Source organism: Rhizobium brockwellii, from assembly GCF_000769405.2.
Lineage (GTDB): Bacteria > Pseudomonadota > Alphaproteobacteria > Rhizobiales > Rhizobiaceae > Rhizobium > Rhizobium brockwellii.
In genome coordinates, this window is sequence record NZ_CP053439.1 from 3,915,918 (window position 1) to 3,941,353 (window position 25,436).

General features: G+C 61.1%; 22 protein-coding genes and 1 riboswitch. Of the genes, 16 read left to right on the forward strand and 6 right to left on the reverse strand.

The window, feature by feature from the left end:
* The first annotated feature begins 36 nt into the window (after window positions 1-36).
* The 4 genes from RLCC275e_RS19250 (at window position 37) to queE (ending at window position 3,059) form a co-directional block, all read left to right on the forward strand.
* The gene (locus RLCC275e_RS19250) at window positions 37-1,089 is read left to right on the forward strand and encodes a LacI family DNA-binding transcriptional regulator (protein WP_033179811.1); all 1,053 of its coding nucleotides are present in this window, start codon (window positions 37-39) and stop codon (window positions 1,087-1,089) included.
* 172 nt (window positions 1,090-1,261) lie between these two features.
* The gene (gene queC, locus RLCC275e_RS19255; protein WP_033179810.1) at window positions 1,262-1,972 is read left to right on the forward strand and encodes a 7-cyano-7-deazaguanine synthase QueC; all 711 of its coding nucleotides are present in this window, start codon (window positions 1,262-1,264) and stop codon (window positions 1,970-1,972) included.
* Window positions 1,972-2,328 (forward strand): 6-carboxytetrahydropterin synthase QueD, encoded by a 357-nt coding sequence (queD, locus tag RLCC275e_RS19260; protein WP_033179809.1) that lies wholly within the window; start codon window positions 1,972-1,974, stop codon window positions 2,326-2,328. The genes queC and queD overlap by 1 nt, the downstream gene beginning before the upstream one ends.
* Window positions 2,325-3,059, forward strand: coding sequence for a 7-carboxy-7-deazaguanine synthase QueE (gene queE / locus RLCC275e_RS19265; protein ID WP_033179808.1), 735 nt, complete (start codon window positions 2,325-2,327; stop codon window positions 3,057-3,059). The genes queD and queE overlap by 4 nt, the downstream gene beginning before the upstream one ends.
* A 4-nt stretch (window positions 3,060-3,063) precedes the next feature.
* Here the strand turns inward: queE and RLCC275e_RS19270 are convergent, their stop codons facing one another.
* From RLCC275e_RS19270 to RLCC275e_RS19295, 6 genes are all read right to left on the reverse strand, one after another.
* Complete coding sequence (locus RLCC275e_RS19270) at window positions 3,064-4,278, reverse strand: adenylate/guanylate cyclase domain-containing protein (protein WP_033180630.1); 1,215 nt, start codon at window positions 4,276-4,278, stop codon at window positions 3,064-3,066.
* 104 nt (window positions 4,279-4,382) lie between these two features.
* Window positions 4,383-5,357, reverse strand: a complete 975-nt coding sequence (gene nrdF / locus RLCC275e_RS19275) for a class 1b ribonucleoside-diphosphate reductase subunit beta (RefSeq protein ID WP_033180629.1) — start codon at window positions 5,355-5,357, stop codon at window positions 4,383-4,385.
* An 87-nt stretch (window positions 5,358-5,444) separates the two neighbouring features.
* A complete protein-coding gene (nrdE, locus tag RLCC275e_RS19280) occupies window positions 5,445-7,649 on the reverse strand; it encodes a class 1b ribonucleoside-diphosphate reductase subunit alpha (RefSeq protein WP_033179807.1) in 2,205 nt (734 codons plus the stop codon).
* On the reverse strand, window positions 7,628-8,032 hold the full coding sequence (nrdI, locus tag RLCC275e_RS19285) for a class Ib ribonucleoside-diphosphate reductase assembly flavoprotein NrdI (RefSeq protein ID WP_033179806.1): 405 nt from the start codon (window positions 8,030-8,032) through the stop codon (window positions 7,628-7,630). Before nrdI ends, nrdE begins: the two co-directional genes overlap by 22 nt.
* A 14-nt stretch (window positions 8,033-8,046) precedes the next feature.
* The gene (nrdH, locus tag RLCC275e_RS19290; RefSeq protein ID WP_017968025.1) at window positions 8,047-8,268 is read right to left on the reverse strand and encodes a glutaredoxin-like protein NrdH; all 222 of its coding nucleotides are present in this window, start codon (window positions 8,266-8,268) and stop codon (window positions 8,047-8,049) included.
* 263 nt (window positions 8,269-8,531) lie between these two features.
* Window positions 8,532-8,758, reverse strand: a riboswitch (cobalamin riboswitch).
* 261 nt (window positions 8,759-9,019) lie between these two features.
* Window positions 9,020-11,272, reverse strand: coding sequence for a heavy metal translocating P-type ATPase (locus RLCC275e_RS19295; RefSeq protein ID WP_033179804.1), 2,253 nt, complete (start codon window positions 11,270-11,272; stop codon window positions 9,020-9,022).
* A gap of 71 nt (window positions 11,273-11,343) precedes the next feature.
* On the opposite strand from RLCC275e_RS19295, the gene RLCC275e_RS19300 reads away from it, so the two are divergent.
* The 12 genes from RLCC275e_RS19300 to RLCC275e_RS19355 all read left to right on the forward strand — a co-directional run bounded on the left by RLCC275e_RS19300 (window position 11,344) and on the right by RLCC275e_RS19355 (window position 25,370).
* Window positions 11,344-11,766: a MerR family transcriptional regulator gene (locus RLCC275e_RS19300; RefSeq protein WP_033179803.1), complete on the forward strand. Its 423-nt coding sequence runs from the start codon at window positions 11,344-11,346 to the stop codon at window positions 11,764-11,766.
* A 69-nt stretch (window positions 11,767-11,835) separates the two neighbouring features.
* Complete coding sequence (locus tag RLCC275e_RS19305) at window positions 11,836-13,071, forward strand: TIGR03862 family flavoprotein (protein WP_033179802.1); 1,236 nt, start codon at window positions 11,836-11,838, stop codon at window positions 13,069-13,071.
* A gap of 158 nt (window positions 13,072-13,229) precedes the next feature.
* Window positions 13,230-14,189, forward strand: coding sequence for a helix-turn-helix domain-containing protein (locus RLCC275e_RS19310; protein WP_033179801.1), 960 nt, complete (start codon window positions 13,230-13,232; stop codon window positions 14,187-14,189).
* A 166-nt stretch (window positions 14,190-14,355) separates the two neighbouring features.
* The gene (gene adh / locus RLCC275e_RS19315) at window positions 14,356-15,864 is read left to right on the forward strand and encodes an aldehyde dehydrogenase (protein ID WP_033179800.1); all 1,509 of its coding nucleotides are present in this window, start codon (window positions 14,356-14,358) and stop codon (window positions 15,862-15,864) included.
* Window positions 15,865-16,084: 220 nt separating this feature from the next.
* Complete coding sequence (locus RLCC275e_RS19320) at window positions 16,085-16,477, forward strand: DUF779 domain-containing protein (RefSeq protein WP_033179799.1); 393 nt, start codon at window positions 16,085-16,087, stop codon at window positions 16,475-16,477.
* A gap of 106 nt (window positions 16,478-16,583) precedes the next feature.
* Window positions 16,584-17,180: a DJ-1/PfpI family protein gene (locus RLCC275e_RS19325; RefSeq protein WP_011653664.1), complete on the forward strand. Its 597-nt coding sequence runs from the start codon at window positions 16,584-16,586 to the stop codon at window positions 17,178-17,180.
* Window positions 17,181-17,204: 24 nt separating this feature from the next.
* Window positions 17,205-17,555 (forward strand): ribbon-helix-helix domain-containing protein, encoded by a 351-nt coding sequence (locus RLCC275e_RS19330; protein WP_033179798.1) that lies wholly within the window; start codon window positions 17,205-17,207, stop codon window positions 17,553-17,555.
* A 135-nt stretch (window positions 17,556-17,690) separates the two neighbouring features.
* Complete coding sequence (locus RLCC275e_RS19335; RefSeq protein WP_033179797.1) at window positions 17,691-18,398, forward strand: SDR family NAD(P)-dependent oxidoreductase; 708 nt, start codon at window positions 17,691-17,693, stop codon at window positions 18,396-18,398.
* 296 nt (window positions 18,399-18,694) lie between these two features.
* Window positions 18,695-19,828 carry a calcium:cation antiporter gene (locus tag RLCC275e_RS19340; RefSeq protein ID WP_033179796.1) on the forward strand — a complete coding sequence of 378 codons (1,134 nt, stop codon included), beginning with the start codon at window positions 18,695-18,697 and terminating at the stop codon, window positions 19,826-19,828.
* A gap of 138 nt (window positions 19,829-19,966) precedes the next feature.
* Window positions 19,967-20,731 carry a bestrophin-like domain gene (locus RLCC275e_RS19345; RefSeq protein ID WP_050516791.1) on the forward strand — a complete coding sequence of 255 codons (765 nt, stop codon included), beginning with the start codon at window positions 19,967-19,969 and terminating at the stop codon, window positions 20,729-20,731.
* Window positions 20,732-20,964: 233 nt separating this feature from the next.
* Window positions 20,965-22,161: an efflux RND transporter periplasmic adaptor subunit gene (locus RLCC275e_RS19350; RefSeq protein WP_033179795.1), complete on the forward strand. Its 1,197-nt coding sequence runs from the start codon at window positions 20,965-20,967 to the stop codon at window positions 22,159-22,161.
* A 41-nt stretch (window positions 22,162-22,202) separates the two neighbouring features.
* Window positions 22,203-25,370, forward strand: coding sequence for an efflux RND transporter permease subunit (locus RLCC275e_RS19355; RefSeq protein ID WP_033179794.1), 3,168 nt, complete (start codon window positions 22,203-22,205; stop codon window positions 25,368-25,370).
* Window positions 25,371-25,436: the final 66 nt, after the last annotated feature.

Here is a 25,436-nt window from a genome sequence, read left to right on the forward strand (position 1 = left end):
TTATGGTATCGGCAATTCCAGCATGGAAAGCCAAGGGTGACCGAACCGTCCCGGCCGCAACGCGGCGAAAATCTCGATATCACGCATAAGCGCGGCAAGCCGACCTTGCGAACGATCGCCACGATCGCCGGCCTTGCGGTGACGACGGTGTCACGGGCGCTTTCCGATGCGCCGCAGATTTCACTCGAGACCCGCCAACGGGTGCATCGCATCGCCCGCGAAATCGGCTATCTCCCGGACCGGGCCGCGCAGCGCCTGAAGACCGGCCGCACCAACGTCATCGCCATCCTGCTCGATTCGCACGAGGAGGTGGTCGGTTTCAGCACCTCGATCATGTACGGCATCGCCAAGGCGCTGAAGGAAACCTCATACCATCTGGTCGTCGCCCCGAACTTCCTGTCGACGACCGATATCGAGGCCGCCGAATACATCATCCGCAACCACCTCGCCGACGGGTTGATCTTCACGCGCACCGAACCGCTCGATGCCCGCGTCCGCCTGCTGCTCGAAACCGGCTTTCCCTTCATCTGTCATGGCCGCACCGAATTTTCGACGCCGCACCCCTATGTCGACTACGACAATTTCACCTTTGCCTATGAGGCGACGCGCCGGCTGATCGCCAAAGGCCGCAAAAAGGTAATGGTGATCCTGCCGCCGAAACGGCTGACCTTCTGCCAGCATATCCTGCACGGCTTCATGACGGCGGTGCGCGAGGCAGGCATCGCCTATGAGATCCCCGAGGCGGTCGATCTCGATACGCCGGCAGGCGTGCTGCGCGACTTCATCCGCAGCCGCGCTGATACCCCGGATGCTCCGGATGGTTTCATCTGCCCCGGCGAAGTTTCGGCACTTGCCGTCATCAGCGGCATGAGCGATGCCGGCCGCATACTGGCCGTCGATTACGATATCGTCGCTAAGGAGACGTCCCGCCTTCTCAGCCAGTTGCAGCCGAAGGTCGACACGATCCACGAGGACCTGACGGCGGCCGGCGAGGACCTGGGGCGCATGCTGCTGCAGCGCATCAGCGATCCGGATGCCGAGGATCTGCAGCTCCTGCTGCCACCGCAGATCAACTTTCCGATCGGTTAGACGACCCCGCATTGGCATCAAACCTCGAAGCCACGAAAACCGCCGTCAAATCAACGCCATCTCATCCCTTAATGACGCTGACGCTTCAAAACTGTTTCCATGACGCGTGATTTGTCCTAGAAGCACCGCGCAATCCGGTCGCAGCCCACCCGGTCAAAACAAGGGATCCAATATGAAAACCATCGTCGTCTGCTCCGGTGGACTGGACTCCGTTACGCTTGCCCACAAGGTAGCAGCGGAACAACAGCTTATCGGTCTCGTATCCTTCGACTACGGCCAACGGCATCGCAAGGAACTCGACTTCGCCGCCCGATGTGCCTCACGCCTCGCCGTTCCCCATCATATTATCGACATCGCCAGCATCGGCGGTCATCTCAGCGGATCGGCCCTGACTGACAATGTCGAGGTTCCCGATGGCCACTACGCCGAAGAGACCATGAAAGCCACCGTCGTACCGAACCGCAACGCCATCATGCTGGCAATCGCGTTCGGTTTGGCGGCCGCGCAAAACGCAGATGCCGTTGCCGTCGCCGTGCATGGCGGCGACCACTTCATTTATCCGGACTGCCGACCGGGCTTCATCGATGCTTTCCAGCATATGCAAAACGAAGCACTGGACGGTTATGCCAGGGTGAAACTGCTTGCACCCTATGTCGATGTTTCCAAAGCGGCGATCGTTGTTGACGGCGAAAAACACGGCACGCCGTTTTCGGAGACCTGGTCCTGCTACAAAGGCGGCGAGCTCCACTGTGGGCGCTGCGGAACCTGCGTGGAACGCCGTGAAGCTTTCCATCTTGCCGGTGTCCGCGATCCCACGGAGTACGAAGACCAGGATTTCTGGAAAGCGGCCGTGTCGCGATACTCGGCCGCGGAGGTGCGTTGATGTACCGTATCACCAAGGAGTTTCATCTCTCCGCCTCCCATCAATTGGATCACCTGCCTGCCGACCATCAATGTGCTCGGCTCCACGGTCACAACTACGTCGTCGTCGTCGAGCTGGCTGCGGAAAGCCTGAATGATGATGGCTTCGTTCGTGACTATCACGACCTCTCGCCGCTCAAGCGTTATATCGACGAGGCTCTCGATCACCGTCACCTGAACGACGTCTTCGGCCATTCGAAAGTCACGTCCGAGTTCCTGGCAAGGCACTTTTACGACTGGTGCAAGCCGCGCTTCCCGGAGACATCGTCCGTTCGCGTCAGCGAGACGCCGAAAACCTGGGCGGAGTACAGGCCGTGAGCGTGGGGAGCATTCGCGTCAGCGAGATCTTTGGCCCGACCATACAGGGTGAAGGTGCCTTGATCGGGCTGCCAACGGTGTTCGTGAGGACAGGCGGCTGTGACTACAGGTGTTCCTGGTGCGACAGTCTTCACGCCGTCGACAGCGCGTTCCGGGATCAATGGATTCCCATGTCCACTGAGGCGGTCTGGCATAAGGTCACGGAACTCTCCGGGGGCAAGCCACTGACGGTTTCGCTTTCCGGAGGCAATCCGGCGATACAGCCCTTAAGGCCGCTGATCGAGCTTGGCCACTCGCAAGGATACCGCTTTGCCCTGGAAACACAGGGAAGCATAGCCCAGGGCTGGTTTCGCGATCTTGACGCCCTGGTCATCAGCCCCAAACCGCCATCAAGCGGTATGCTGACCGATTGGGATCAGGTGGATCACTGCCTTCAATTGGCCGTCGGCGGACCGGAGGTCGCATTGAAGATCGTCGTCTTCGACGATACCGACTACGAATTCGCCCAGCGCGCGGGTCAGCGCTATCCCCAAATTCCACTGTTCCTTCAGCCCGGCAATCACACGCCGCCGCCACCTGATGATGATGACGACGACGCACGCATTGATATCGACGGCGTGATGGATCGGATGCACTGGCTTGTCGATAGGGTGACGGCCGACCAATGGTTTACCGTACGCGTACTGCCGCAATTGCACGTGCTGCTCTGGGGTAACAAACGAGGAGTATAAGCTTCTAGCGCTCCGGAAAGGCGAAGACATCGACCGGCTCGCCGAGCCCGCGCAGCGGGAAGGTGCCGAGACTGTCCATGTCTTCCGCGCAGCCCGCCATTTCGACGAAGGCCCGCGACAGCAGCACCGGACGCTTGACCTCCTTCGTCAGGGTTTCCAGCCGCGAGGCGACATTGACCGCCGGGCCGATGACGGTGAAGTCCAGCCGCCGGCGCGAGCCGATATTGCCATACATGACGTCGCCGACATGCACGCCGACGCCGTAGCGCAGCGGTTCGCGTCCGTTGCCCGCATACTGCCGGTTCAATTGCGCCATCAACGCCTGCCCTTCGCGGATCGCCTCCAACAGATCGTGACAGGCCGTATCCTTGCTCAGCGGGAAGATCGCCAGCAATCCGTCGCCCATGAACTTCAGGATTTCTCCGCCATACCGTTCGATCGGGTCCGACATGGCGTCGAAGTAATCGTTGAGCAGATGGATGACATCGTCACGTGGCCAGAGATCGGAGATCGCCGTAAAGTCGCGCAGGTCGCAGATCATGATTGCCGCACCGACGGTCGCACCACTGCCGCGCGTCGTGACGCCCGACAGGATCTGTTCGCTTGCATGCGGTCCGACATAGGTCTGCAGCAGCGTGCGCGCCATGATGTTCTTCAGCCGGATTTCGCTGACGAGGGTCAGGGCCGGCAGCAGGTCGCGCAGGAAATCGACATGCTCGCTCGTAAAGCCGCCCGGCCGGCTGGTGGAAAATGTCGCGACGTGCCGTTTGCCGAAAGTATGCTCGACTGGCCAGGCGATATACTCCGTGAGGCCGTCGTCGCGCAGTTCCTGATAGAATGAATCCTCGTCGCCGTCGGCTGAGTCTTCCAGCTGTTTGCGTACCTCCTCCGCACCCTGATGGATCGCATTGACGGGACTCTTCAGGAACTCTGGCGTATTTTCGATACCATAGGCGAAAGTGTTGATCGTCGCCTCCGCCAGGCCTTCCTTCCAGAGGATGCGGGCACCGATCCATTGCGGGTGGTTCGTCCTGAAATGCAATGTCGCCCGCGCCACTGGCACTCCTGATGCCAAAAGCTTCTCGCACATGTCCACCAGGATATTGTCGATGAACCGCTCACCGCGCGTCTCGTTCACCAGCCAGTCGAGAATCCTTCTTCTGCGGATCGGCCACACGCCTTCGTCCGCAATATCGGCCTTATTCGAAAAGGATTGCATCAAAAACTCCCGCTGCGCCGCATCATCGGCGAGGACCAAATTTAGTTTCCGCTGAATGTGGGCGATGAGAGAGCAAATGATAAGAGGCAGACGGCGATCAAGCCTCAGAAATCCCAGTCCTCGTCCTCGGTCGCGACAGCCTTGCCGATGACATAGGAAGAACCGGAGCCGGAGAAGAAGTCGTGGTTCTCGTCGGCATTCGGCGAAAGTGCCGACAGGATCGCCGGATTGACCTTGCAGGCTTCAGCCGGGAACAGCGCCTCATAGCCAAGGTTCATCAGCGCCTTATTGGCATTGTAATGCAGGAATTTCTTGACGTCCTCGGTCAGCCCGACGCCGTCATAGAGCGCCTCAGTATATTTCGCCTCGTTGTCATAGAGTTCGAGCAGCAGCTCGAAGGCGAAATCCTTGATCTCCTGCTTCCGCTCGTCGCCGAGGCGTTCCAGCCCGCGCTGGAACTTGTAGCCGATATAATAGCCGTGCACCGCCTCGTCGCGGATGATCAGCCGGATCATGTCGGCCGTGTTGGTCAGCTTGGCGCGGCTCGACCAGTACATCGGCAGGTAGAAGCCGGAATAAAACAGGAAGCTTTCGAGGAAGACGCTCGCAACCTTCTTCTTCAACGGATCGCCGGAGCGATATTGCTCCATGATCAGCGCTGATTTCCGCTGCAGGAATTCGTTCTCCTCCGACCAGCGATAGGCATCATCGACATCGGGCGTCGAGCACAGCGTCGAGAAGATCGAGGAATAGGAGCGCGCATGCACCGCCTCCATGAAGGAGATGTTGGAAAGCACCGCCTCCTCATGCTGCGTCACCGCATCCTCCATCAGCCGGATGGAACCGACGCCATTCTGGATCGTGTCGAGCAGCGTCAATCCGGTAAAGACGCGGATGGTCAGCTGCTGCTCGACCGGCGTCAACGTCGCCCAGGAAGGAATGTCGTTCGAAAGCGGCACTTTCTCCGGCAGCCAGAAATTGCCGGTGAGCCGGTTCCAGACTTCGAGATCCTTGTCGTCCTCGATGCGGTTCCAGTTGATGGCGCGCACGCGGGAAGCGGGTTTGACTTGCATGTTCATCGGATGGTCCTTTTCGGGCGTCGGCATCTGCATGGCGAAGGGAACTGCGGAACCCTCCCGCTTCTTGCAGCGCCAGCGGCAATCAAATCACAGCGTACAGGATACGCAGCCCTGCACCTCGGTGCCGGACAGCGCCATCTGGCGAAGGCGAATGTAGTAGATCGTCTTGATGCCCTTCTTCCAGGCATGGATCTGGGCCTTGTTGATGTCGCGTGTCGTTGCCGTGTCGCGGAAGAACAAGGTCAGCGACAGGCCCTGGTCGACATGCTGGGTCGCCGCCGCATAGGTGTCGATGATCTTCTCCGGCCCGATCTCGTAGGCATCCTGATAATAGTCGAGATTGTCGTTGGTCATGAACGGCGCCGGATAATAGACACGGCCGATCTTGCCTTCCTTGCGGATCTCGATCTTCGAGACGATCGGATGGATCGAGGAGGTCGAGTGGTTGATATAAGAGATCGAGCCTGTCGGCGGCACCGCCTGCAGGTTCTGGTTATAGAGGCCGGAGGCCATCACCGCCTTCTTCAACGCCACCCAATCTTCCTGCGTCGGAATGTGAATGCCTGACGTCTCGAACAGCGCCCTCACCGTCTCCGTCGCCGGCTCCCAGAGCCGGTCGGTATATTTGTCGAAATATTCGCCGGAGGCATATTTCGAGTTCTCGAAGCCCTTGAAGCTCGTGCCGCGTTCGACCGCCAAAAGGTTCGAGGCGCGGATCGCGTGATAGGTCACCGTATAGAAATAGATGTTGGTGAAGTCGACGCCTTCCTCGGAGCCGTAGAAGATGCGTTCACGGGCGAGGTAACCGTGCAGGTTCATCTGGCCGAGGCCGATCGCATGGCTCTCGTCATTGCCCTTCTCGATCGAGGGAACCGAGGAGATGTGGCTCATGTCGGAGACGGCCGTCAGCGCCCGGATCGAGGTCTCGATCGTCTTGCCGAAATCGGCCGAATCCATTGCCGCGGCGATATTCAGCGAGCCGAGATTGCAGGAAATATCCTTGCCGAGATGTTTGTAGGAAAGGTCGTCACGATATTCGCTCGCCTCGCTCACCTGCAGGATTTCCGAGCATAGATTGCTCATCGAAATACGTCCGGCGATCGGGTTCGCCCGGTTCACCGTGTCCTCGAACATGATGTAGGGGTAGCCGCTCTCGAACTGGATTTCGGCAAGCACCTGAAAGAATTCGCGCGCCTTGATCTTCCTCTTGGAGATGCGGGCATCATCAGCCATCTCGCGGTATTTTTCCGTCACCGAAATCTCGGTGAAGGGCACGCCATAGACGCGCTCCACGTCATAGGGCGAGAACAGGTACATATCCTCGTTGTTCTTGGCGAGTTCGAAGGTGATGTCGGGCACGACGACGCCGAGCGACAGCGTCTTGATGCGGATCTTCTCGTCGGCATTTTCGCGCTTGGTATCGAGGAAGCGCATGATGTCGGGGTGGTGGGCATTGAGATAGACGGCACCCGCGCCTTGGCGCGCACCGAGCTGGTTGGCATAGGAAAAACTGTCTTCGAGCAGCTTCATCACGGGGATGATGCCCGAGGACTGGTTCTCGATATGCTTGATCGGCGCGCCCGCCTCGCGGATATTCGTCAGTGACAGCGCCACACCGCCGCCGCGCTTCGACAATTGCAGCGCCGAATTGATCGACCGACCGATCGATTCCATATTGTCCTCGACACGCAGCAGGAAGCAGGAAACCAGTTCACCGCGCTGCTTCTTGCCGGCGTTGAGGAAGGTCGGCGTTGCCGGCTGGAAGCGGCCGGAAATGATCTCGTCGACCATGTCGCGGGCAAGGGTCTCGTCGCCGCGCGCCAAGGCCAGCGCCACCATACAGATGCGGTCCTCATAGCGCTCGAGATAGCGCTTTCCGTCGAAAGTCTTCAGCGTATAGCTGGTGTAATATTTAAAGGCGCCGAGGAAGGTCGGGAAGCGGAATTTCTTGGCATAGGCCTGGTCGAACAGGTCGCGTACGAAGTTGAAGGAATACTGGTCGAGGACCTCCTGCTCGTAATAGCCCTCGGTCACGAGGTAATCGAGCTTTTCCCGGAGATTGTGAAAGAACACCGTGTTCTGGTTCACATGCTGCAGGAAATATTGCTTGGCAGCCATTCGATCCTTGTCGAGCTGGATCCACCCCTCGTCGTCATAGAGGTTCAGCATCGCATTCAGAGCGTGGTAGTCGAGCGTTTCCGCCGCTTTCAAAGGACGTTCGCTGGCGGGATGAGCAAAAGTGTTATGCGGTTTTGCGCCCGCATCCCGCGTCAGAGGTGTTCCTGTGTCCAAAACCGTTCCATTCCGTGTTTGACGTTGGCGACGTCGTCTTCCGTGCCCAGCAGCTCGAACCTGTAGAGGTACGGCACCTGGCATTTCTGCGAGACCACGTCACCGGCGAGCCCGTAAGTCTCGCCGAAATTGCTGTTGCCCGCGGCAATCACGCCGCGGATGTGTCCTCGGTTTTCCGCTTCGTTGAGGAAACGGATCACCTGCTTGGGAACGGCGCCCTTGCCGCCGTCGCCGCTATAGGTCGGCACGATCAGCACGAAGGGTTCGCGGATATGGAACGCGTCTGCGCCAACTGGCGGAATGCGCGCCGCGCGCAGTCCGAGCTTGGCGACGAACCGATGGGTATTCTCGGATCGGCTGGAATAATAGACGATCAGGCCCATCGCTTGTCCTCAGGTCAGGAGAGCGCGCTGATCATGTCGGGACGGAAGCCCGCCCAATGCTGCTCGCCGGCGATGACCACAGGCGCCTGCATATAGCCGAGGCTGCGGACGCGATCGAGCGCTTCGGCATCCTCAGAGATATCGACGATGTCATAATCGACACCCAACCGGTCGAGGGCGCGGTAGGTGGCAGTGCACTGGACGCAGGCAGGCTTGCTGTAGACGGTGATGGTCATCATGTTCCTCGTGATTCAATGGATTCCGGACGAAAAACGGGGATCGGGCGCCTTGCAGCGTCCGAGGCAAAACTTGGCAATCAATCTGATTAGGGCGGCGCTTCAGGCGCCGGGCATTATCCCTTGCAGGATCTGTGCGGGCGGCGGTTTTGATTCTCTCGACATGACTTCAACCCCGAAGTGCTCATGCGGACGTTCGGGGGCAGCGCAACAGATGCGGATTTAATCCGCCTGACATGCACAACCTTCCGGACACCCCGCACGTGGACGTTTCGCTCAAGGCAGGTCTCCTGGCTTGCGGGTCGAAGCACCCTGCCCCCAGCCTTCCCAAAGCATCATGCCTCAGTGACCTGAAATCGGACAGTTGCTCGCCGCTTACAGTTGCGGGGGCAGCTCCGGTCTTGTTTTGCCTTCATGGCAAAACGCACCGTATTCCCGTCTTAGCCCGCGATCCTGACGAATCGAAGGAACCTTGAACACAAGATATAGTACTCGAATCAAAGTTGACGTCAACGGATGGTTTGTGCGTCGCGTTACGGCATGTTTGAAATTGCTACATTCCTGTGAAAAACATGGATAACAGCTGGTTAACAGCGGCAGGCTGTGGAGAAGCCTGCCGAGCCAGGAGCCGGCATATACCGGCTCTCCAGGAATCGATTAGGCGCTCAGGCGCGAGTCGTTGCGGCACTCCGCAACACCCGGGCGGCCGCCACCATGTTGACGAGCGCCGGACGTGTGAAAGAAAGAAATGCTATATCTTTATTCGAAGCAGCCGCAGTGCGTTGATCGTCACCAGCACGGTGGCGCCGGTATCGGCGAGGATCGCCGGCCAGAGCCCGGTAATGCCGGCGATCGTCGTCACCAGAAACACCGCCTTCAGCCCAAGTGCGATGGTGATATTCTGCAGGATGTTGCGCATCGTGCGTTTGGAAAGTTCGATCATCCGCGCCACATCGCCAACGCGTCCGTGCAGCACGGCTGCATCCGCCGTCTCCAGCGCCACATCGGTGCCGCCACCCATGGCGATGCCGATATCGGCAGCGGCCAGCGCCGGAGCGTCGTTGATGCCGTCGCCGACCTTGGCGACGACGAAGCCCTGGCGCTTCAATTCGCCGACGACCCGCTGCTTGTCCTCGGGCATCATCTCACCGCGCCAGTCGATGCCGAGCATGCCGGCAACGGCTGCTGCCGTCCGCTCGTTGTCGCCTGTCAACATCATCGCCTTGACGCCTGCTGATTTGAGGGCAGCGAGCCCAGCCTCGGCATCCTCACGCGGCTCGTCGCGCATGGCGATCAGGCCGGCCGCAACACCGTTGACGAGCAGCACCGACACGCTCTTGCCCTCGTCGTTCAGCGCCGTGATGCGTGCATCCTGTTCGGCGCTGAGCGTCCCGCGCTCGCGGGCGGCAGGCGGCGACAGCAGGTCCAGCGTCTCACCGCCGACTTTGCCGCTGACACCCTTGCCCGGCAGCGCCTCCAGCTCGAAGGCCGGCGGCACGGGAACACCATCGGCCTTGGCACGGTTGAGGATCGCCAGCGCCAGCGGATGGCTGGAGCCTTGCTCCAGCACCGCCGCACGCGACAAGACCTGCGCCTCGCTCAGCCCGAACGAAATGATGTCAGTTACCTGAGGCTTGCCTTCCGTCAGCGTGCCTGTCTTGTCGAAGGCGACCATCGTCACCTTGCCGAGCGTTTCCAGCACCGCGCCGCCCTTCATCAGCAGCCCGCGCCGCGCACCGGATGAGAGCGAGGCGGCGATTGCCGCCGGCGTCGAGATGACGAGCGCGCAGGGGCAGCCGATCAAAAGGATGGCAAGGCCCTTATAGACCCATTCGCCCCACGGCCCAGCAAACAGCAGCGGCGGAACGACCGCGACCAGCGCTGCAACGACGACGACGCCGGGCGTGTAATAGCGCGAGAACCGATCGATGAAGCGCTCGGTCGGCGCCTTCGATTCCTGCGCCTCCTCCACCAGCTTGACGACGCGGGCGATGGTATTGTCGGCTGCAGCCGCCGTGACGCGAACCCTGAGCACCGCGTCGCCATTGACCGTGCCGGCAAAAACGACGGCATCGACGCCCTTGCGCACCGGCGTGCTCTCGCCCGTCACCGGCGCCTCGTCGATCGCGCTCTCGCCGGAAACAATGATGCCGTCGGCCGAGATTCGGTCGCCTGGACGAACCATGATGATGGCGCCGACCGAAAGGCTTTCCGCCGGCACCTCCCGCGGCTGCCCATTGTCTTCGAGCAGCGCGGTCTTCGGCACCAGCGCTGTCAGCGACTGGATGCTTTCGCGCGCCTTGCCCGCTGCCACCCCTTCCAGCAGCTCGCCGACGAGGAACAGGAACACAACGGTTGCCGCCTCTTCGCCGGCATTGATGATGACGGCGCCGACGGCGGCGATCGTCATCAGCATCTCGATCGAAAACGGTGTGCCTGAGAGAGCTGCCATGACGGCGCGCCGCGCGATCGGCACCAGCCCGATCAGCATGGCGACGATGAAAGCGTAGGACGCGATCGCAGGCACCAGATGGCCGACGGCATAGGCGGCAACGAGTGCAGCACCCGAAAGGATGGTCAGCCGGCCCTTCCTACTCTGCCACCAGGGACCGGCCATCGGCGCATGGTCGTGCCCGTGCAACCCCTCGATTTCCTTCTCGCCATGGTCGTGAGAATGGTCGTGGTCATGACTTGCATGATCATGGTCATGGCCCGCGTGATCGCGGTGATCGTGTCCATGGTCGTGACGATGCTGCGAGCTGTGGGCATGCGCAGGCGCAGCGTTTCCGGCAAGCGGTGCGACGGAATAGCCGAGCCCGGTCACCTTCTTCTCGATCGCCTTGAGATCACTGCTGCCATCGTGCCGGACGGTCATCGTGCCCGCCATCACCGAAACGGAAACATCGGCGACGCCCGCCACGCGCCTGACCGCCGTATCGATCTTGGTTGCGCAGGAGGCGCAATCCATGCCGCCAACCCGGTATCGTGTTTCGCCCTCAGCCATGATCCGCTTCCTTGTCAAATAGAAGCATCTCTCCTACATCCTCTAGCGACTAGAGGTGCAAGAGGAAAATCATGAAAAAGATCACGATCGGTGAAGCCGCGCGCCAGAGCGGCGTCAAGGTGCCGACGGTGCGCTATTATGAAAGCATCGGCCTGCTCGTTGCCCCGAGCCGCAGCGAGGGCAACCAGCGCGCCTTTGAGCCCGCCGATATCAGCCGCCTCGCCTTTATCCGCCATGCCCGCGAACTTGGCTTCGAGATCGAGGCGATCCGCACGCTGCTCACCCTGCAGGACGATCCGCACCAGTCCTGCGCCTCGGCCGACGCCATCGCCAAGGCCCGCCTCGTCGAGGTCGAGCAGCGCATCCGCAGCCTGATGGCGCTGAAGGCCGAGCTGGAAACCATGGTGGAAGGCTGCGGCCACGGCCGCGTCGACCAATGCCGCGTCATTGAGGTGCTCGCCGACCACGGCCAGTGCACGCATCCGCACCACTGATCTCCGCCCTTGCGGGCGATCCGCGCCCGCGCCAAAACTGCACGCAGAGAGAATCGGGCGAAGAGATCAATGAACCACAAGCGGATTGCAATCATCGGCGGCGGCCCGGCGGCTCTCGCGGCTGCCGAACTGCTGTCCCGTTCCGGTCACGCGGTAATGGTCTACGACGCCATGCCGACCTTTGCCCGCAAGTTCCTGCTGGCCGGCAAGTCCGGTCTCAACATCACCCATGCCGAGGATTATGCCCGTTTCACCACGCGCTTCGCCGCAGCCTCCGCCCGTCTGCGCCCCGCTCTTGATGCGTTTACCCCTGACGATATCAGGAATTGGGCAAGCGAGCTCGGGACGGAAACCTTCATCGGTTCGTCCGGCCGGGTTTTCCCGAAGGTAATGAAGGCCTCGCCTTTGCTGCGCGCCTGGCTCAGGCGGCTGGAGACGCAGGGCGCTACGCTGCGCACCCGCCACCGCTGGACCGGCTTTGCAGAAGACGGCTATGTTTTTGAAACGCCCGAAGGGCGCAGCATCGTCCATTGCGACGCAGCCCTGCTGGCGCTCGGCGGCGCAAGCTGGCCGCGCCTCGGCTCCGACGCTGCCTGGGTGCCTTGGCTGGCCGGCAGGGGTGTGGAAATTGACACTTTTCAACCCGCCAATTGCGGCTTCGTCGTCGGATGGAGCCGCAACTTCAGCGAACGTTTCGCGGGGGAGCCGGTGAAGTCGGTCACCGCCACGTCCGAGGCCGGCACGTTTCCCGGCGAATTCGTCATCACCGGCAGCGGCATCGAGGGCAGCCTCGTCTATACCCATACGGCCGCGTTGCGTGACCGGCTGCTGAACCATGGCAGCGCCGTCCTGACGCTCGACCTCGCACCCGGCCGTACCATCGAGAGGCTGAGCCGCGACCTTGCGCGGCAGGACGCCAAATCGAGCTTTTCAAACCGCCTGCGCAAGGGCGCCGGCCTCGACGGCGTCAAGGCGGCGCTGCTGCGCGAACTCGCTCCCGAGCGCGACCGAACCGATCCGGAGCGTCTCGCCGGCATGATCAAGGCCCTGCCGGTGCCGGTGATCAAAACCCGGCCGATCGCCGAGGCCATCTCCTCGGCCGGCGGCATCCGCTGGACCGGCATCGACGAAAACTACATGCTGAAGGCGCTGCCGGGCACTTTCGTCGCCGGTGAGATGCTCGACTGGGAGGCGCCGACTGGTGGCTATCTCCTCACCGCCTGCCTGGCGACCGGCCGGGCGGCAGCCCGCGGCATCGAAGCCTGGCTGTTACGGCCGATGCCGATGATCTCGAACCGGATCTAGATCAATGAAATGGCGGATGATGTCGTGCAAGGATCGCTGACACTTTTCAGCATTGTGCCCTGATCGCTTGAGGCGAAGGGGAGGATGGCCGTCGACACGTGCAATTGCAAACCGGCCGCTTTTCCATCAGACTATGCTGAATTCGGTGGGAGGAGCCGATGCACGAACACTCAGCGCATGCCGAGCACGTCTACACGTCTGCCCAGCGCGATTCTGCGGCAGCCAGTTCTCCTGTTGTCGCCTCATGGCGGCGGTGCATGACCATGCACAAGCTCGCTCCCGAGGATGAACGCGCGCCGCTGCGCCTCACCGACCAGGAATTCCACAGCGCACGCGAGCAGTCCGAACAACTGATCGCCAGCGCGACGGATGAGCTCGATCGCCTCTTTACCACCGTTGGCAGGGCCGGCTGCTGCCTGCTTCTGACCGACAAGAACGGCATCGCGCTGGAGCGTCGGGGCGCTGCCGGAGACGACAAGGAATTCCGCGAACTCGGCCTCTGGACCGGCTCGGTCTGGACTGAGGCAAGCATCGGCACCAACGGCATCGGCACCGCACTTGCCGACGAGCGTGCCGTCACCATCTTCCGCGATCAGCATTTTTTCTGCTCGAATACCAGCCTGAGCTGCACGACGGCGCCGATCCGCGATCATCGTGGGCGGGTGGCAGCAGCCCTCGACATTTCCACATGCCGCGAAGACGTCAACGAGATGACGCTGGCGATCGTGACGCAGACCGTGCGCGATGCGGCGATGCGCATCGAGCTCAACCTCTTCCGTTCGGCCTTTACAGGCGCCCGTTTCCTGATGATCCCGGCCGGCGCCAATTCCGCCGCAGCTCTGCTTGCTGTCGACAGGCACGATTTGGTGCTCGGCGCGACGCGCGCCGCCCGCATCGCGTTGCGGCTGGACGACAAACGCATCGCTGCCGGCATTCCGGCCGCCGATGCCCTGCACGAGGCTGGCGTCTCCCAGCAGGATGAGATCGTCGAGGCGGAGAAGGCGGCACTCTTGCGGGCGCTGTCGCGCGCCAGCGGTAATGTCTCGCAGGCGGCGATCGCGCTCGGTATCAGCCGCGCCACGCTGCACAGGAAGATGAAGAAGCTCGATCTCCACTGATTGGAGTAAAGATCCCGCTCCTGGAGCAATCGTGGCCCGATGCTGTCGCAGGTCTGCGACACTGTGCACTGCGGTATGGAAGACCCGGCCTGTTCACTCCGCCAAAACATGCACATTTTCCTCCCACTGGTTCGCTTGGGAACCTGGATCATCAAGGGAGGATGACATGCTTCATCAGAAAATCGTCGAGTCGCCGTTCAAGCTGAAATACGGCAACTATATCGGCGGCGAATGGCGCGAGCCGGTCGAGGGAAAATACTTCGAAAACCTCACGCCCGTCACCGGCGGCAAGCTCTGCGACATTCCCCGCTCCAATGAAAAGGATGTCAACCTCGCACTCGACGCCGCTCATGCGGCAAAGGAAAAATGGGGGCGCACCTCGGTTGCAGAACGCTCCAATATCCTCATGAAGATCGCCCAGCGCATGGAAGACAAGCTGGAATTACTCGCCCAGGCTGAGACCTGGGACAATGGCAAGCCGATCCGCGAAACCATGGCGGCCGACATTCCGCTGGCAATCGACCACTTCCGCTATTTCGCCTCCTGCATCCGCGCCCAGGAAGGTTCGATCGGCGAAATCGACCACGATACCGTCGCCTATCACTTCCATGAGCCGCTCGGCGTCGTCGGTCAGATCATTCCGTGGAACTTCCCGATCCTGATGGCCACCTGGAAGCTGGCGCCTGCGCTTGCCGCCGGCAACTGCGTCGTGCTGAAGCCCGCCGAGCAGACACCGGCCTCGATCCTGCTCTGGGCCGAGATCGTTGGCGATCTCCTGCCGCCCGGCGTGCTTAACATCGTCAATGGCTTCGGCCTCGAAGCCGGCAAGCCGCTGGCGACCAGCCCGCGCGTCGCCAAGATCGCCTTCACCGGCGAGACGACGACGGGCCGGTTGATCATGCAATATGCCAGCCAGAACCTCATTCCGGTGACCCTGGAGCTCGGCGGCAAGTCGCCAAACATCTTCTTCGCCGATGTGATGGCTGAGGATGACGACTTCCTCGACAAGGCGCTCGAAGGCTTTGCGATGTTTGCCTTGAACCAGGGCGAAGTCTGCACCTGCCCGAGCCGCGCCCTCATCCAGGAATCGATCTATGACCGTTTCATGGAAAAGGCCGTCAAACGCGTTGAGGCGATCAAGCAGGGCAACCCGCTCGATAGCGCAACGATGATCGGCGCCCAGGCCTCGACCGAGCAGCTGGAAAAGATCCTCGCCTATCTCGACATCGGCAAGCAGGAAGGTGCGGAAGTGTTGACCGGCGGCTCGCGCAACGATCTCGGCGGCGAGTTGGCGAATGGCTATTATGTCAAGCCGACGATCTTCAAGGGTCACAACAAGATGCGTGTGTTCCAGGAGGAGATCTTCGGACCGGTGGTTTCGGTCACGACCTTCAAGAACGAGAAGGAGGCGCTCGAAATCGCCAACGACACGCTCTACGGCCTCGGCGCCGGTGTCTGGAGCCGCGACGCCAATCGCTGCTACCGTTTCGGCCGCGAGATCCAGGCCGGCCGCGTCTGGACCAACTGCTACCACGCCTACCCGGCTCATGCCGCCTTCGGCGGCTACAAGCAGTCGGGCATCGGTCGTGAAACCCACAAGATGATGCTCGACCACTACCAGCAGACCAAGAACATGCTGGTGAGCTACAGCCCGAAGGCACTCGGCTTCTTCTGAGATGCTTCGGCACGGCGGGAGGGTCTCAAACCCCTCCCCAACCCCTCCCCACAAGGGGGAGGGGCTTAACCCATTGAACTGCCTCGTTCTAAAAACGTATCTTCTTGCCGAAACTTCAGCGAGGTGAGTTGTCGGAGCGGCATTATAAGTCCCTCCCCCTTGTGGGGAGGGGTTGGGGAGGGGAGGTGAGCTCTCCTCCCGAAACTTTGGAGGAAGAGTGATGGAAACCACCGTCAACGGCGAACCACGTGTTCTCGCGACCGATGCAGCACTCGCTCTCATCGGCGAGATCAAGCGGGATCATCCCGAGATCCTCTTCCACCAGTCCGGCGGCTGCTGCGACGGCTCCTCGCCTATGTGTTATCCGGCTAACGAATTCATGATCGGCGACAACGACGTCAAGCTCGGCGAGATCGGCGGCGTACCTGTTTATATCAGCGCCAGCCAGTTCGAGGCGTGGAAGCATACGCAGCTGATCATCGACGTCGTGCCCGGTCGCGGCGGCATGTTCTCGCTCGACAACGGCCGCGAGAAGCGCTTCCTCACCCGTTCCCGCCTCTTCGGCGGCGGCGAGGCTTGCACAGTACCTGATGTGAAGGTCAGGGCGGTTTAATGCCGTCGCCTTATCGGGTGCGAATTTCGCCTGTAGTATTCCCATAGTACCTGCTCTCCACAGCTCTTTGCTACTCTCCGCCTGTTGGTTTCAAAGGGAGGAAACGATGCCAGCTTCAAAGATCCTGATGATAACAGGTGATTTCACCGAAGATTACGAAACGATGGTGCCGTTCCAGACACTGCTCGCCTGCGGCTATACGGTCGATGCCGTCTGCCCCGGCAAGAACGCTGGCGAGACCGTCGCCACCGCCATCCACGATTTCGAAGGCGACCAGACCTATTCCGAAAAGCGCGGCCATAATTTCGCGCTGAACGCCACTTTCGGCAGTGTGCGCGCTGAAGATTACGATGCCCTCGTCATCCCCGGCGGCCGCGCGCCCGAATATCTTCGCCTCAATGCCGACGTCCTCAAATTCGTCCGGCACTTCTTCGACGCCGGAAAACCCGTCGCCGCCATCTGCCATGGCGCGCAATTGCTCGCCGCTGCCGGCGTGCTGAAGGGCCGCACCTGCTCGGCCTATCCCGCCTGCCGCCCGGAGGTCGAGCTTGCCGGCGGCATTTATGCCGATATCGCCATCAGCGATGCAGTCTCGGACGGCAATCTGGTCACGGCGCCCGCCTGGCCGGCGCATCCGTCGTGGCTGCGCCAGTTCATGGCCGTGCTCGATGCCGCAGCACTGCTCGAAACCAACGCCGCCTGAGGAGGGCGGCACCGGGAGGACGATATGTGTGAACTGTTCATCAAGGCGGATGCTCGGCTCTGGGAAAGCGCCACCCGATCGCTACGCATCGACGGCATGGTCACCAGCGTCAGGCTGGAGAACTTCTTCTGGGCGAAGCTGGAGGAAATCGCCCGCCGCGACGGCATGAATGTCGTCCAGCTGATCACCCGGCTGCATCATGAATCGATCGATGCAGGCCACGATCTCGGCAACTTCACGTCCTTCCTGCGGGTTTGCTGCGCTCGCTATCTCGACCTGCAGCTCACCGGCGACATCCCGGCCGATGTCACTCGTCCCATCTCAGGCCTCGACGCACCTGTCATCCTCGGCCGCGAACGGGCGAAATATCACTGAAAGCCGGCCCGATACAGTTAGGGCCGTTCGGCAAACGTCTGACCTGTCCTGGGCGCTGGGCTTGCGCTACCGCGCAGCCTGGATCAACAATGCGTTGCATCGCCCAGCACCGGCACCATCAGGAGATCGATTGCCATGAATAGCCAGAAAGCGGTGATCGTCACCGGAGCCGGCGGCAACCTCGGCAGCGCTGTTGTCCGCGAGCTTGCCAACGCCGGCGCGAAACTCGTCTGCATGGACCGTTCGAGCAATGAGCTGGAAGCCTTGGCCAGCGATCTTCCAGCTTCCACCGAGTTTCTGTCGATCGCGGGAACGGATCTCACCGATTATGCTTCTTGCGCCGCCGCTGTCTCCCGGGCCGTCAAGCGCTTCGGCGGCGTGAGCGCGTTGGTCAACACCGTCGGTGGTTTCCAGATGGGGCCGGTCGGGCCGGAGGCCCCCGCGCAGTGGGAGACGATGATGACCGCAAACGCCCGCACCGCCCTGACGATCAGCGCCGCGGTTCTCCCGACGATGAAGGCCGCCGGCTACGGCCGCATCGTTCATATCGCCGCGGCACCCGGGCTGAAGGCCGGCGCCAAGCAGGCCGCTTACGCCGCCTCGAAAGCCGCTGTCATCCGGCTGACCGAGGCGATCGCTGCCGAATGCCGCGACGACCGCATCACTGCCAACTGCATCCTGCCCGGGACAATCGACACGCCTGAGAATCGCGCGGCCATGCCCGATGCGAAGACGGAGGGCTGGGTATCGCCGCAATCGATCGCCCGCCTCATCGCCTTCCTGATTTCGCCGGCCGCAGCCGTCGTCACTGGCGCAGCAATCCCGGCAACCGGCCGCGAATAATGGAAGACGCGGCGTGAGCGGGAACCGCAACGCGCTGCAACCACCGCGCCGAGCTTTGACCGACCTCTCCTTGCCTTCCGTTTGGCGGTAGTCCCTTTTTTGTCGGGAGCAGTGGTTGATGAGACTACAGAGACCTGCAAGTTTTAGGCAGTGACACACGATCTGGCTTGAGCTTCGCTTCGCCTTGAGGCAGCCTCGTCTCCGCCTGCTCATGTGACGGGCACAAGACAGCGGGCGGACACAATGGTCTTGAGGATCGCATTGCGGCGGCATTCGCCAGAAGACGGGTGGCTTCAATGACGGACGGTCCGGCATTGCGCGCGGTCGGCGCAAGCAGCCTGATACGCCAGGAATGGTTCCTAGGCGTCAGCGTCGCATCGAGCTTGGCGTTTCTTGTTTTCCAGGAGCAGCTCTTCGGGCAGCTTTCCGATCCGCTTTGGTTCACTGTCGTTTTCGCATGGCTGTTCGGTGCCGTCCTCGGCTCCGCTCTGTCGGTTGTCCGGCACGCGGATCATTTGGCTGAGCGGCTGAAGGAGCCCTACGGCACGCTCATTCTGACGCTTGCCATAACCTCGATCGAGGTGATGGCAATATCAGCCGTCATGCTTCACGGCGAGAACAACCCCACGCTTGCGCGCGACACCCTGTTCGCAGTCGTCATGATCATCTTGAACGGCATGGTCGGCTTGTCCTTGCTGCTGGGCGCATGGCGGCGACCGGAACAGCAGCATAATCTGCAGGGCGCCAACGCCTATCTCGGGGTCATCGTCCCGCTGGCGACCCTGAGCCTGGTGATGCCGACATTTCTTGCAGGCCCGGACGGACAGCATCCATCCGCACCGAGACAACTGATACTGGGCATAATATCGGTCGGCCTTTACGCTACGTTTCTGCTTCTTCAGGCCGGCCGCCATCGGGACTATTTCGCTGATGACAGCAACCGTCACGAGCCCATCAGCGAACGTGTCCCTCGCCATGGACCGGTCTGGTCTCATGCCATTCTGCTTTTCGCCTATATGGCTCCCGTCGTCTTTCTCGTCGAACAGCTTGCCCGACCGATCGATTACATTATCGAAACCCTGCACGCTCCGACCGCCTTTGGCGGTGTTGTCATGGCCATCTTGGTCGCGACGCCTGAGGCAATCAGCGCCGTGCGTGCTTCCATCGCCAATAATCTTCAGCGCTCCGTCAACATTTTCCTTGGTTCGGTATTGTCGACGATCGGGCTGACTGTACCGGCGATGCTTGTTGTCAGTCAGCTCTACGGACACCCCGTGACACTCGGACTGGAGCATGGGGATCTGGTGATGCTCCTGCTCACTCTTGCCGTCAGCATCATTACCTTTGCCAGCGGCCGCACGCATCTCATGCAAGGCGCTGTCCATCTGGTGCTTTTCCTGGCTTACGTATTGCTGATTTTCCAGCAATGAGACCCGCGCGATTGCGGCCGCAAAAGATCAGGAAAGGAAAGAGTCCCGCGCTTGGTCTGTCTTCCGCTATGATGACGGGAGCTATTGCACAGCTTGCAAGGTGGCTGCAGGACTTACGTGGCGATACGGAGACCGGACTTGGGCTCACTCTTGGTTGGCGGGCTGGTATTTCTATTTCTGTCGATGGCGACGTCGATAGGATTGATCGTGCGTGCCCGCTTACCCGATCATCATCTCAATGCGGAATCCAAGGACGCCATCAGGCTGGCGACCGCAGTGGTGGGAACGCTGTCGGCCCTGGCGCTCGGCCTCCTGATCGCATCCGCCAAGTCGACCTACGACAACGCCGAAGTGGAGATGAGAACGGCCGCCGCACGCGTACTGCTACTTGACCGCGTCATGGCGCAATACGGGCCGGAAACAGACAACGCGCGGCAATTGTTGCGTGAACTCATCGCGAAACGACTGAGCCGCGGCTGGTCTGCCGAGACCACCGACGAGCCATCCGCCAAGGCGTTGGGAGAATATCAGGATATAGAGGCGGTTCAGGCCGACCTTCGATCCCTGACGCCGAAGGATGCGGGGCAGCGCTCTCTCCAGACGCGTGCTCTGGAGGTGAGCGGCATGGTAGCCGAAACCCACTGGCTGCTGGTCGAATCCGGTAAAGAGGGTTTGCCCTGGGCTTTTCTGACCGTTCTCGTCTGTTGGCTCGCGCTGCTTTTTGCGACCTTCGGGCTGCAGGCGCCGACCAATCCGACGGTGCTGTCAATTCTACTTGTTTGCGCCATGTCCGTCGCGGGCGCGATCTTCCTGATTTCGGATATGGCCAATCCCTATGTCGGGCTGGTCCATGTTTCGGATGCACCACTACAGTCTGCCATCGAACGCCTCGGCAAACCCTAGCCATGTCATGGCGTCCGTCGAGAGTGAGCTTCGACACAGATTGTGCACCAGCAGCTATTGCAATTTTTAGCAATGCCGCGACATAATATCACATGCCCGGAACTTTTCGGAGAGGGGTCGTCTCCGCCGAGGCACGCATAAAGACTACAGCGCCGCGCGTCTTTCCGGACGCGCAAAGGACGCTGTAGATCTTTGAATTATGCAGTAGGCTCGTAAACATCGGGGCGGCGGCAATGCGTGTGAGATTGTATCAGGGTCTGCACCTGTCTGTGGTGCTCGCCGGCATGGCAATTCTCGCTGGCTGTGAGGAAAGCGGCAATACTTACGTTGCCCCTCCTCCACCTCCGGTTCGGGTCGCCCAGCCGATCCAGCAACCGGTGACGCTCTATTTCGAACTCACCGGCAACACGGCGCCGCTCAACTCCGTCGATATCGAGGCGCGCGTCCAAGGCTACGTCCAATCGATCGACTACCAGGACGGCATGACGGTGATGAAGGGCACCAGGCTCTTCGGAATTGAGCCCAACACCTATCAGGCACAACTGGATCAGGCCAAGGCATCGCTCGCCTCGCAACAGGCGTCTCAGGTCGGCGCGCAGCAGGAATACGACCGGCAGCTCAATCTGTCGAAGCAACAGGTCACCACGCAGACCGCGGTCGACAGCGCCAAGGCGACGCTCGACGAGGCGAATGCGTCCATCCTCAATGCCCAGGCCAATCTCGATCTCGCGACGATCAACCTCGGATATACGGAGGTGCTAGCCCCGTTCGACGGCACCGTCACCGATCACCTCGTCGATATCGGAGCACTTGTCGGCGTATCCGGTCCCACCAAACTCGCCAGCATCGTTCAGACCGATCCGCTCTATGCCTATTTCAACGTCAGCGAAACCCAGGTGCTGATGATCAAGGAAACCCTGGCAAAGCAGGGGCGCACCTTCAAGCAGACGGACCTTCCAAGCATTCCGGCAGAACTCGGCCTGCAGACCGAGGAAGGCTACCCGCATAAGGGACATCTCGATTACGTCTCGCCGCAACTCGATGCCTCTACAGGCACGCTTCAGGTGCGCGCCCTCTTCGACAACAAGGAGCACGCCATGCTGCCCGGCCTCTTCGTGCGCGTCCGGGTGCCGGTCGGCCATAACGACAAGGCTCTGCTGGTGCGTGACGACGCCATCGGGACAAACCAGCTGGGCAGCTACCTGCTCGTTCTCGGCAAGGATGACGTCATCGAGCAGAAGCAGGTCAAGACCGGCCAGCGCGAAGGTGCGCTCCGTGTCATCGAGTCCGGCCTCGATCCGGCCGACTGGGTCGTGACGCAAGGTATCCAGCAGGCCATTCCCGGCGGCAAGGTCGCGCCCGAGAAAATAGAAATGAACCCGGCGGCAGCTGCCGCCGGCAATGCCAAGGCCAAGACCACTACGCAATGAATTCGCCGCCATGCTTCATCTGAGCGTCTAAGGATAACAGCATGATCTCGCGTTTCTTCATCGAGCGACCGATACTCGCCAATGTTCTGGCGTTGGTTTTCGTGCTCATCGGCGCGGTGGCTCTGTTCCAGCTGCCTGTGGCGCAATATCCGAATGTCGTTCCGCCGACGGTACAGGTGACGACGCGCTTCCCGGGCGCCAGCGCACAGACCCTCATCGACACCGTCGCGCTGCCGATCGAGCAGCAGGTCAACGGCGTACAGGACATGCTCTACATGCAGTCGACGAGCGCCAGCGACGGCACCTATTCGCTAACCGTGACCTTTGCCATCGGAACGGATCCGGACCAGGTCCAGGTTCTGGTGCAAAACCGCGTTGCCATAGCGATGTCATCGCTTCCCGAAGCGGTGCAACTTCAGGGCGTGACGACGCAAAAGAAATCGACGGCGATCCTCGGCTTCGTCAGCCTGACCTCGCCCGACAGCCGCTATGACAGCCTGTTCCTGTCGAACTACGCCGTCATCAATCTACAGAATGAACTTGCCCGCCTGCCGGGTGTCGGCAACGTTACCGTGTTCGGTGCCGGCCAGTATGCCATGCGCATCTGGATGGATCCGAACCTGCTGCAGGCGCGCGGCCTGACGCCGCAGGATGTGGTCAGCGTCGTGCAGCAGCAGAGCCAGGAGGTGGCCGCCGGCCAGATCGGCATTCCGCCGGTGCCGAAGGGGCAGGTCTTCCAATACACGCTGAACGTCAATGGCCGGCTGAACGAGGCGTCCGACTACGAAAACATCGTCGTCAAGGTCGAAAGCGGACAGGGCGGCCGCGTCACGCGCATCCGCGATATCGGCCGCGTCGAACTCGGCGCCCAGACTTACAGCCAGTCTTTCATGCAGAACGGCCGACCGGCGGCCGGTATCGGCATTTTTCAGCTGCCGGAGGCAAACGCCATTGCGGTGGCGCAGGCAGTGAACACGAAAATGCAGGAGCTCTCGAAGAGCTTCCCGCCGAGCCTCGAATATCACGTGCCGTTCGACACGACGAAATTCGTCGGGGCTTCCATCGACGAAGTCTACGTCACCTTGATCGAGGCCGGCGTTCTCGTTCTCATCGTCATTCTCGTTTTCCTGCAGGATTGGCGGGCGATGCTGGTCCCGGCGACCACAGTCCCTGTCACCATCATCGGCGCCTTCGCGGCCATGGCGGCATTGGGCTTCACCGTCAACCTGTCGACGCTGTTTGCCATCGTTCTTGCCATCGGTATCGTCGTCGATGACGCCATCGTCATCGTCGAAGGCGTTGCTCGACACATCGAGGCGGGCATGTCCGGCCGAAAGGCGGCCGAAAAGGCGATGGAGGAACTGCTCGGTCCGGTCATAGGCATCACGCTGGTGCTGATGGCCGTTTTCATTCCGGCAGCCTTCCTGCCCGGCCTGACCGGACAGCTCTACCGGCAGTTTGCCCTCGTCATCGCCGCCACGGCGCTGATCAGCGCCATCAATGCCGTCACGCTGAAACCGACGCAATGCGCCCTTTGGCTGCGCCCGCCGATCCCGCCCGAGAAACGCAACATCTTCTATCGCGGCTTCAACAGGGTCTATGACAGGGGTGAACGCAGCTATGCCGGGCTGATCGGATCGATGACCCGCCACAGCGGCATCATGGTCATAGCAGCACTTGTGCTGATCGGTGTCGCCGTCTGGGGGCTCACCCGTCTGCCGACTGCATTTCTGCCCATCGAGGATCAAGGCTATGTGCTGATCAGTGCGCAGTTGCCCGACGGCGCATCCAAGGAGCGCACAGACGCGGTGATGGAAGAGGTCGGCAGGATCGCCAAAGCCACACCCGGCGTCGATCAGGTGCTGACCATCAGCGGTATCTCCGTTCTCGACAACAATGCCAGCCTGCAGAATGCCGGCGTCGCCTATGTCGTGCTGAAGGATTGGGACGAGCGCGGTAAGGAAAAGGGGCAGGATCTGCTGTCGATCTACCAGCATTTGAACGGCGCGCTGCAAAGTGTGCTGGCCGCCAAGACGCTGGTGGTGGTACCGCCTCCGATCCAGGGCGTCGGCAATGCCAGCGGCTTCACCATGCAGGTCGAGATCAGGAACGGCATTTCCGATTACCCGCTGCTGCAATCGCTTGCCGACACGATCGTCAAGAACGGCAGTGCTCAATCGTCGCTGCAAAGGCTGAGCACGCCTTTTCGCTCGAACGTGCCGCAACTTGCCGTTTCCGTCGATCGCATCAAGGCGGAGACACTGGGGATTACGGTGGGCCAGGTCTTCTCCGCTCTCTCCGGCTATGTCGGGTCGAGCTATGTCACCCAGTTCAACAAATTTGGCCGTACCTTCCAGGTCTATGCGCAAGCCGCTTCCGACTTCCGGGTCAGCGCCGAAGACATCCGCAATCTGAAGGTCAAAGCCGGCGATGGCGCGATGGTGCCGCTCGGCACGGTCGTCGATGTCACGACGACACAAGGCCCCTCGCTGATCAGCCTCTACAATCTCTACCCGTCTGCAACCATCGTTGGCGGGCCTGCCGCCGGCTTCAGTTCCGGCCAGTCGCTCGACGTCATGGAGCAGATTGCCGATCAGACACTGCCGCCGGGCACAAGCTTCGAGTGGACGGCGCTGTCCTATCAGGAGAAGGCCGTGGGCGGGCAGATCTATTTCATCTTCGCGCTCGCCATGCTCCTCGTCTATTTCGTGCTCGCGGGCCAGTATGAAAGCTGGATTTTGCCGCTGGCAGTCCTTCTCGCCGTGCCGCTCGCCCTCCTTGGCACGGTGGCAGCGCTTATGGCAGCCGGCGTTGCCAACAACCTCTATACGCAGATCGGCCTTATTCTGTTGATCGCGCTTGCATCGAAGAATGCCATCCTCATCGTCGAATATGCTAGGGAAAGGCGAGCGGAAGGCATGGAAATCCTGGACGCGGCCGTCGAGGCCGCCCGCCTGCGCTTCCGGCCAATTCTGATGACGTCCTTCGCCTTTATCCTCGGCGTCCTGCCGCTGGTACTGGCGACCGGCGCCGGCGCATCCGCCCGCAAATCGATCGGCATATCGGTCTTCAGCGGCATGATCGCCTCGACCTGCCTCGCCGTCCTCTTTGTCCCGTCCTTCTACGTCCTGTTGCAGCGCCTCGAGGAATATTGGAAAGGGCGCACAAAGACCGCGGGCCTCGCGGAAACGGAGATATCGAAGGTTTAGTAGGACTGTCGCAACGGCCTGTCGCGCGATCACCTACGGTTTGGTGCGCAGGCAGGTTACTGTTCG

Coding starts and splice junctions, on each gene's coding strand:
- queC (WP_033179810.1), top strand. CDS start 1,262: ATGAAAACCATCGTCGTCTGCTCCGGTGGACTGGACTCCGTTACGCTT.
- queD (WP_033179809.1), top strand. CDS start 1,972: ATGTACCGTATCACCAAGGAGTTTCATCTCTCCGCCTCCCATCAATTG.
- RLCC275e_RS19270 (WP_033180630.1), bottom strand. CDS start 4,278: ATGCAATCCTTTTCGAATAAGGCCGATATTGCGGACGAAGGCGTGTGG.
- nrdF (WP_033180629.1), bottom strand. CDS start 5,357: ATGAACATGCAAGTCAAACCCGCTTCCCGCGTGCGCGCCATCAACTGG.
- nrdI (WP_033179806.1), bottom strand. CDS start 8,032: ATGGGCCTGATCGTCTATTATTCCAGCCGATCCGAGAATACCCATCGG.
- nrdH (WP_017968025.1), bottom strand. CDS start 8,268: ATGACCATCACCGTCTACAGCAAGCCTGCCTGCGTCCAGTGCACTGCC.
- RLCC275e_RS19295 (WP_033179804.1), bottom strand. CDS start 11,272: ATGGCTGAGGGCGAAACACGATACCGGGTTGGCGGCATGGATTGCGCC.
- RLCC275e_RS19300 (WP_033179803.1), top strand. CDS start 11,344: ATGAAAAAGATCACGATCGGTGAAGCCGCGCGCCAGAGCGGCGTCAAG.
- RLCC275e_RS19305 (WP_033179802.1), top strand. CDS start 11,836: ATGAACCACAAGCGGATTGCAATCATCGGCGGCGGCCCGGCGGCTCTC.
- RLCC275e_RS19310 (WP_033179801.1), top strand. CDS start 13,230: ATGCACGAACACTCAGCGCATGCCGAGCACGTCTACACGTCTGCCCAG.
- adh (WP_033179800.1), top strand. CDS start 14,356: ATGCTTCATCAGAAAATCGTCGAGTCGCCGTTCAAGCTGAAATACGGC.
- RLCC275e_RS19320 (WP_033179799.1), top strand. CDS start 16,085: ATGGAAACCACCGTCAACGGCGAACCACGTGTTCTCGCGACCGATGCA.
- RLCC275e_RS19325 (WP_011653664.1), top strand. CDS start 16,584: ATGCCAGCTTCAAAGATCCTGATGATAACAGGTGATTTCACCGAAGAT.
- RLCC275e_RS19330 (WP_033179798.1), top strand. CDS start 17,205: ATGTGTGAACTGTTCATCAAGGCGGATGCTCGGCTCTGGGAAAGCGCC.
- RLCC275e_RS19335 (WP_033179797.1), top strand. CDS start 17,691: ATGAATAGCCAGAAAGCGGTGATCGTCACCGGAGCCGGCGGCAACCTC.
- RLCC275e_RS19340 (WP_033179796.1), top strand. CDS start 18,695: ATGACGGACGGTCCGGCATTGCGCGCGGTCGGCGCAAGCAGCCTGATA.
- RLCC275e_RS19350 (WP_033179795.1), top strand. CDS start 20,965: ATGCGTGTGAGATTGTATCAGGGTCTGCACCTGTCTGTGGTGCTCGCC.
- RLCC275e_RS19355 (WP_033179794.1), top strand. CDS start 22,203: ATGATCTCGCGTTTCTTCATCGAGCGACCGATACTCGCCAATGTTCTG.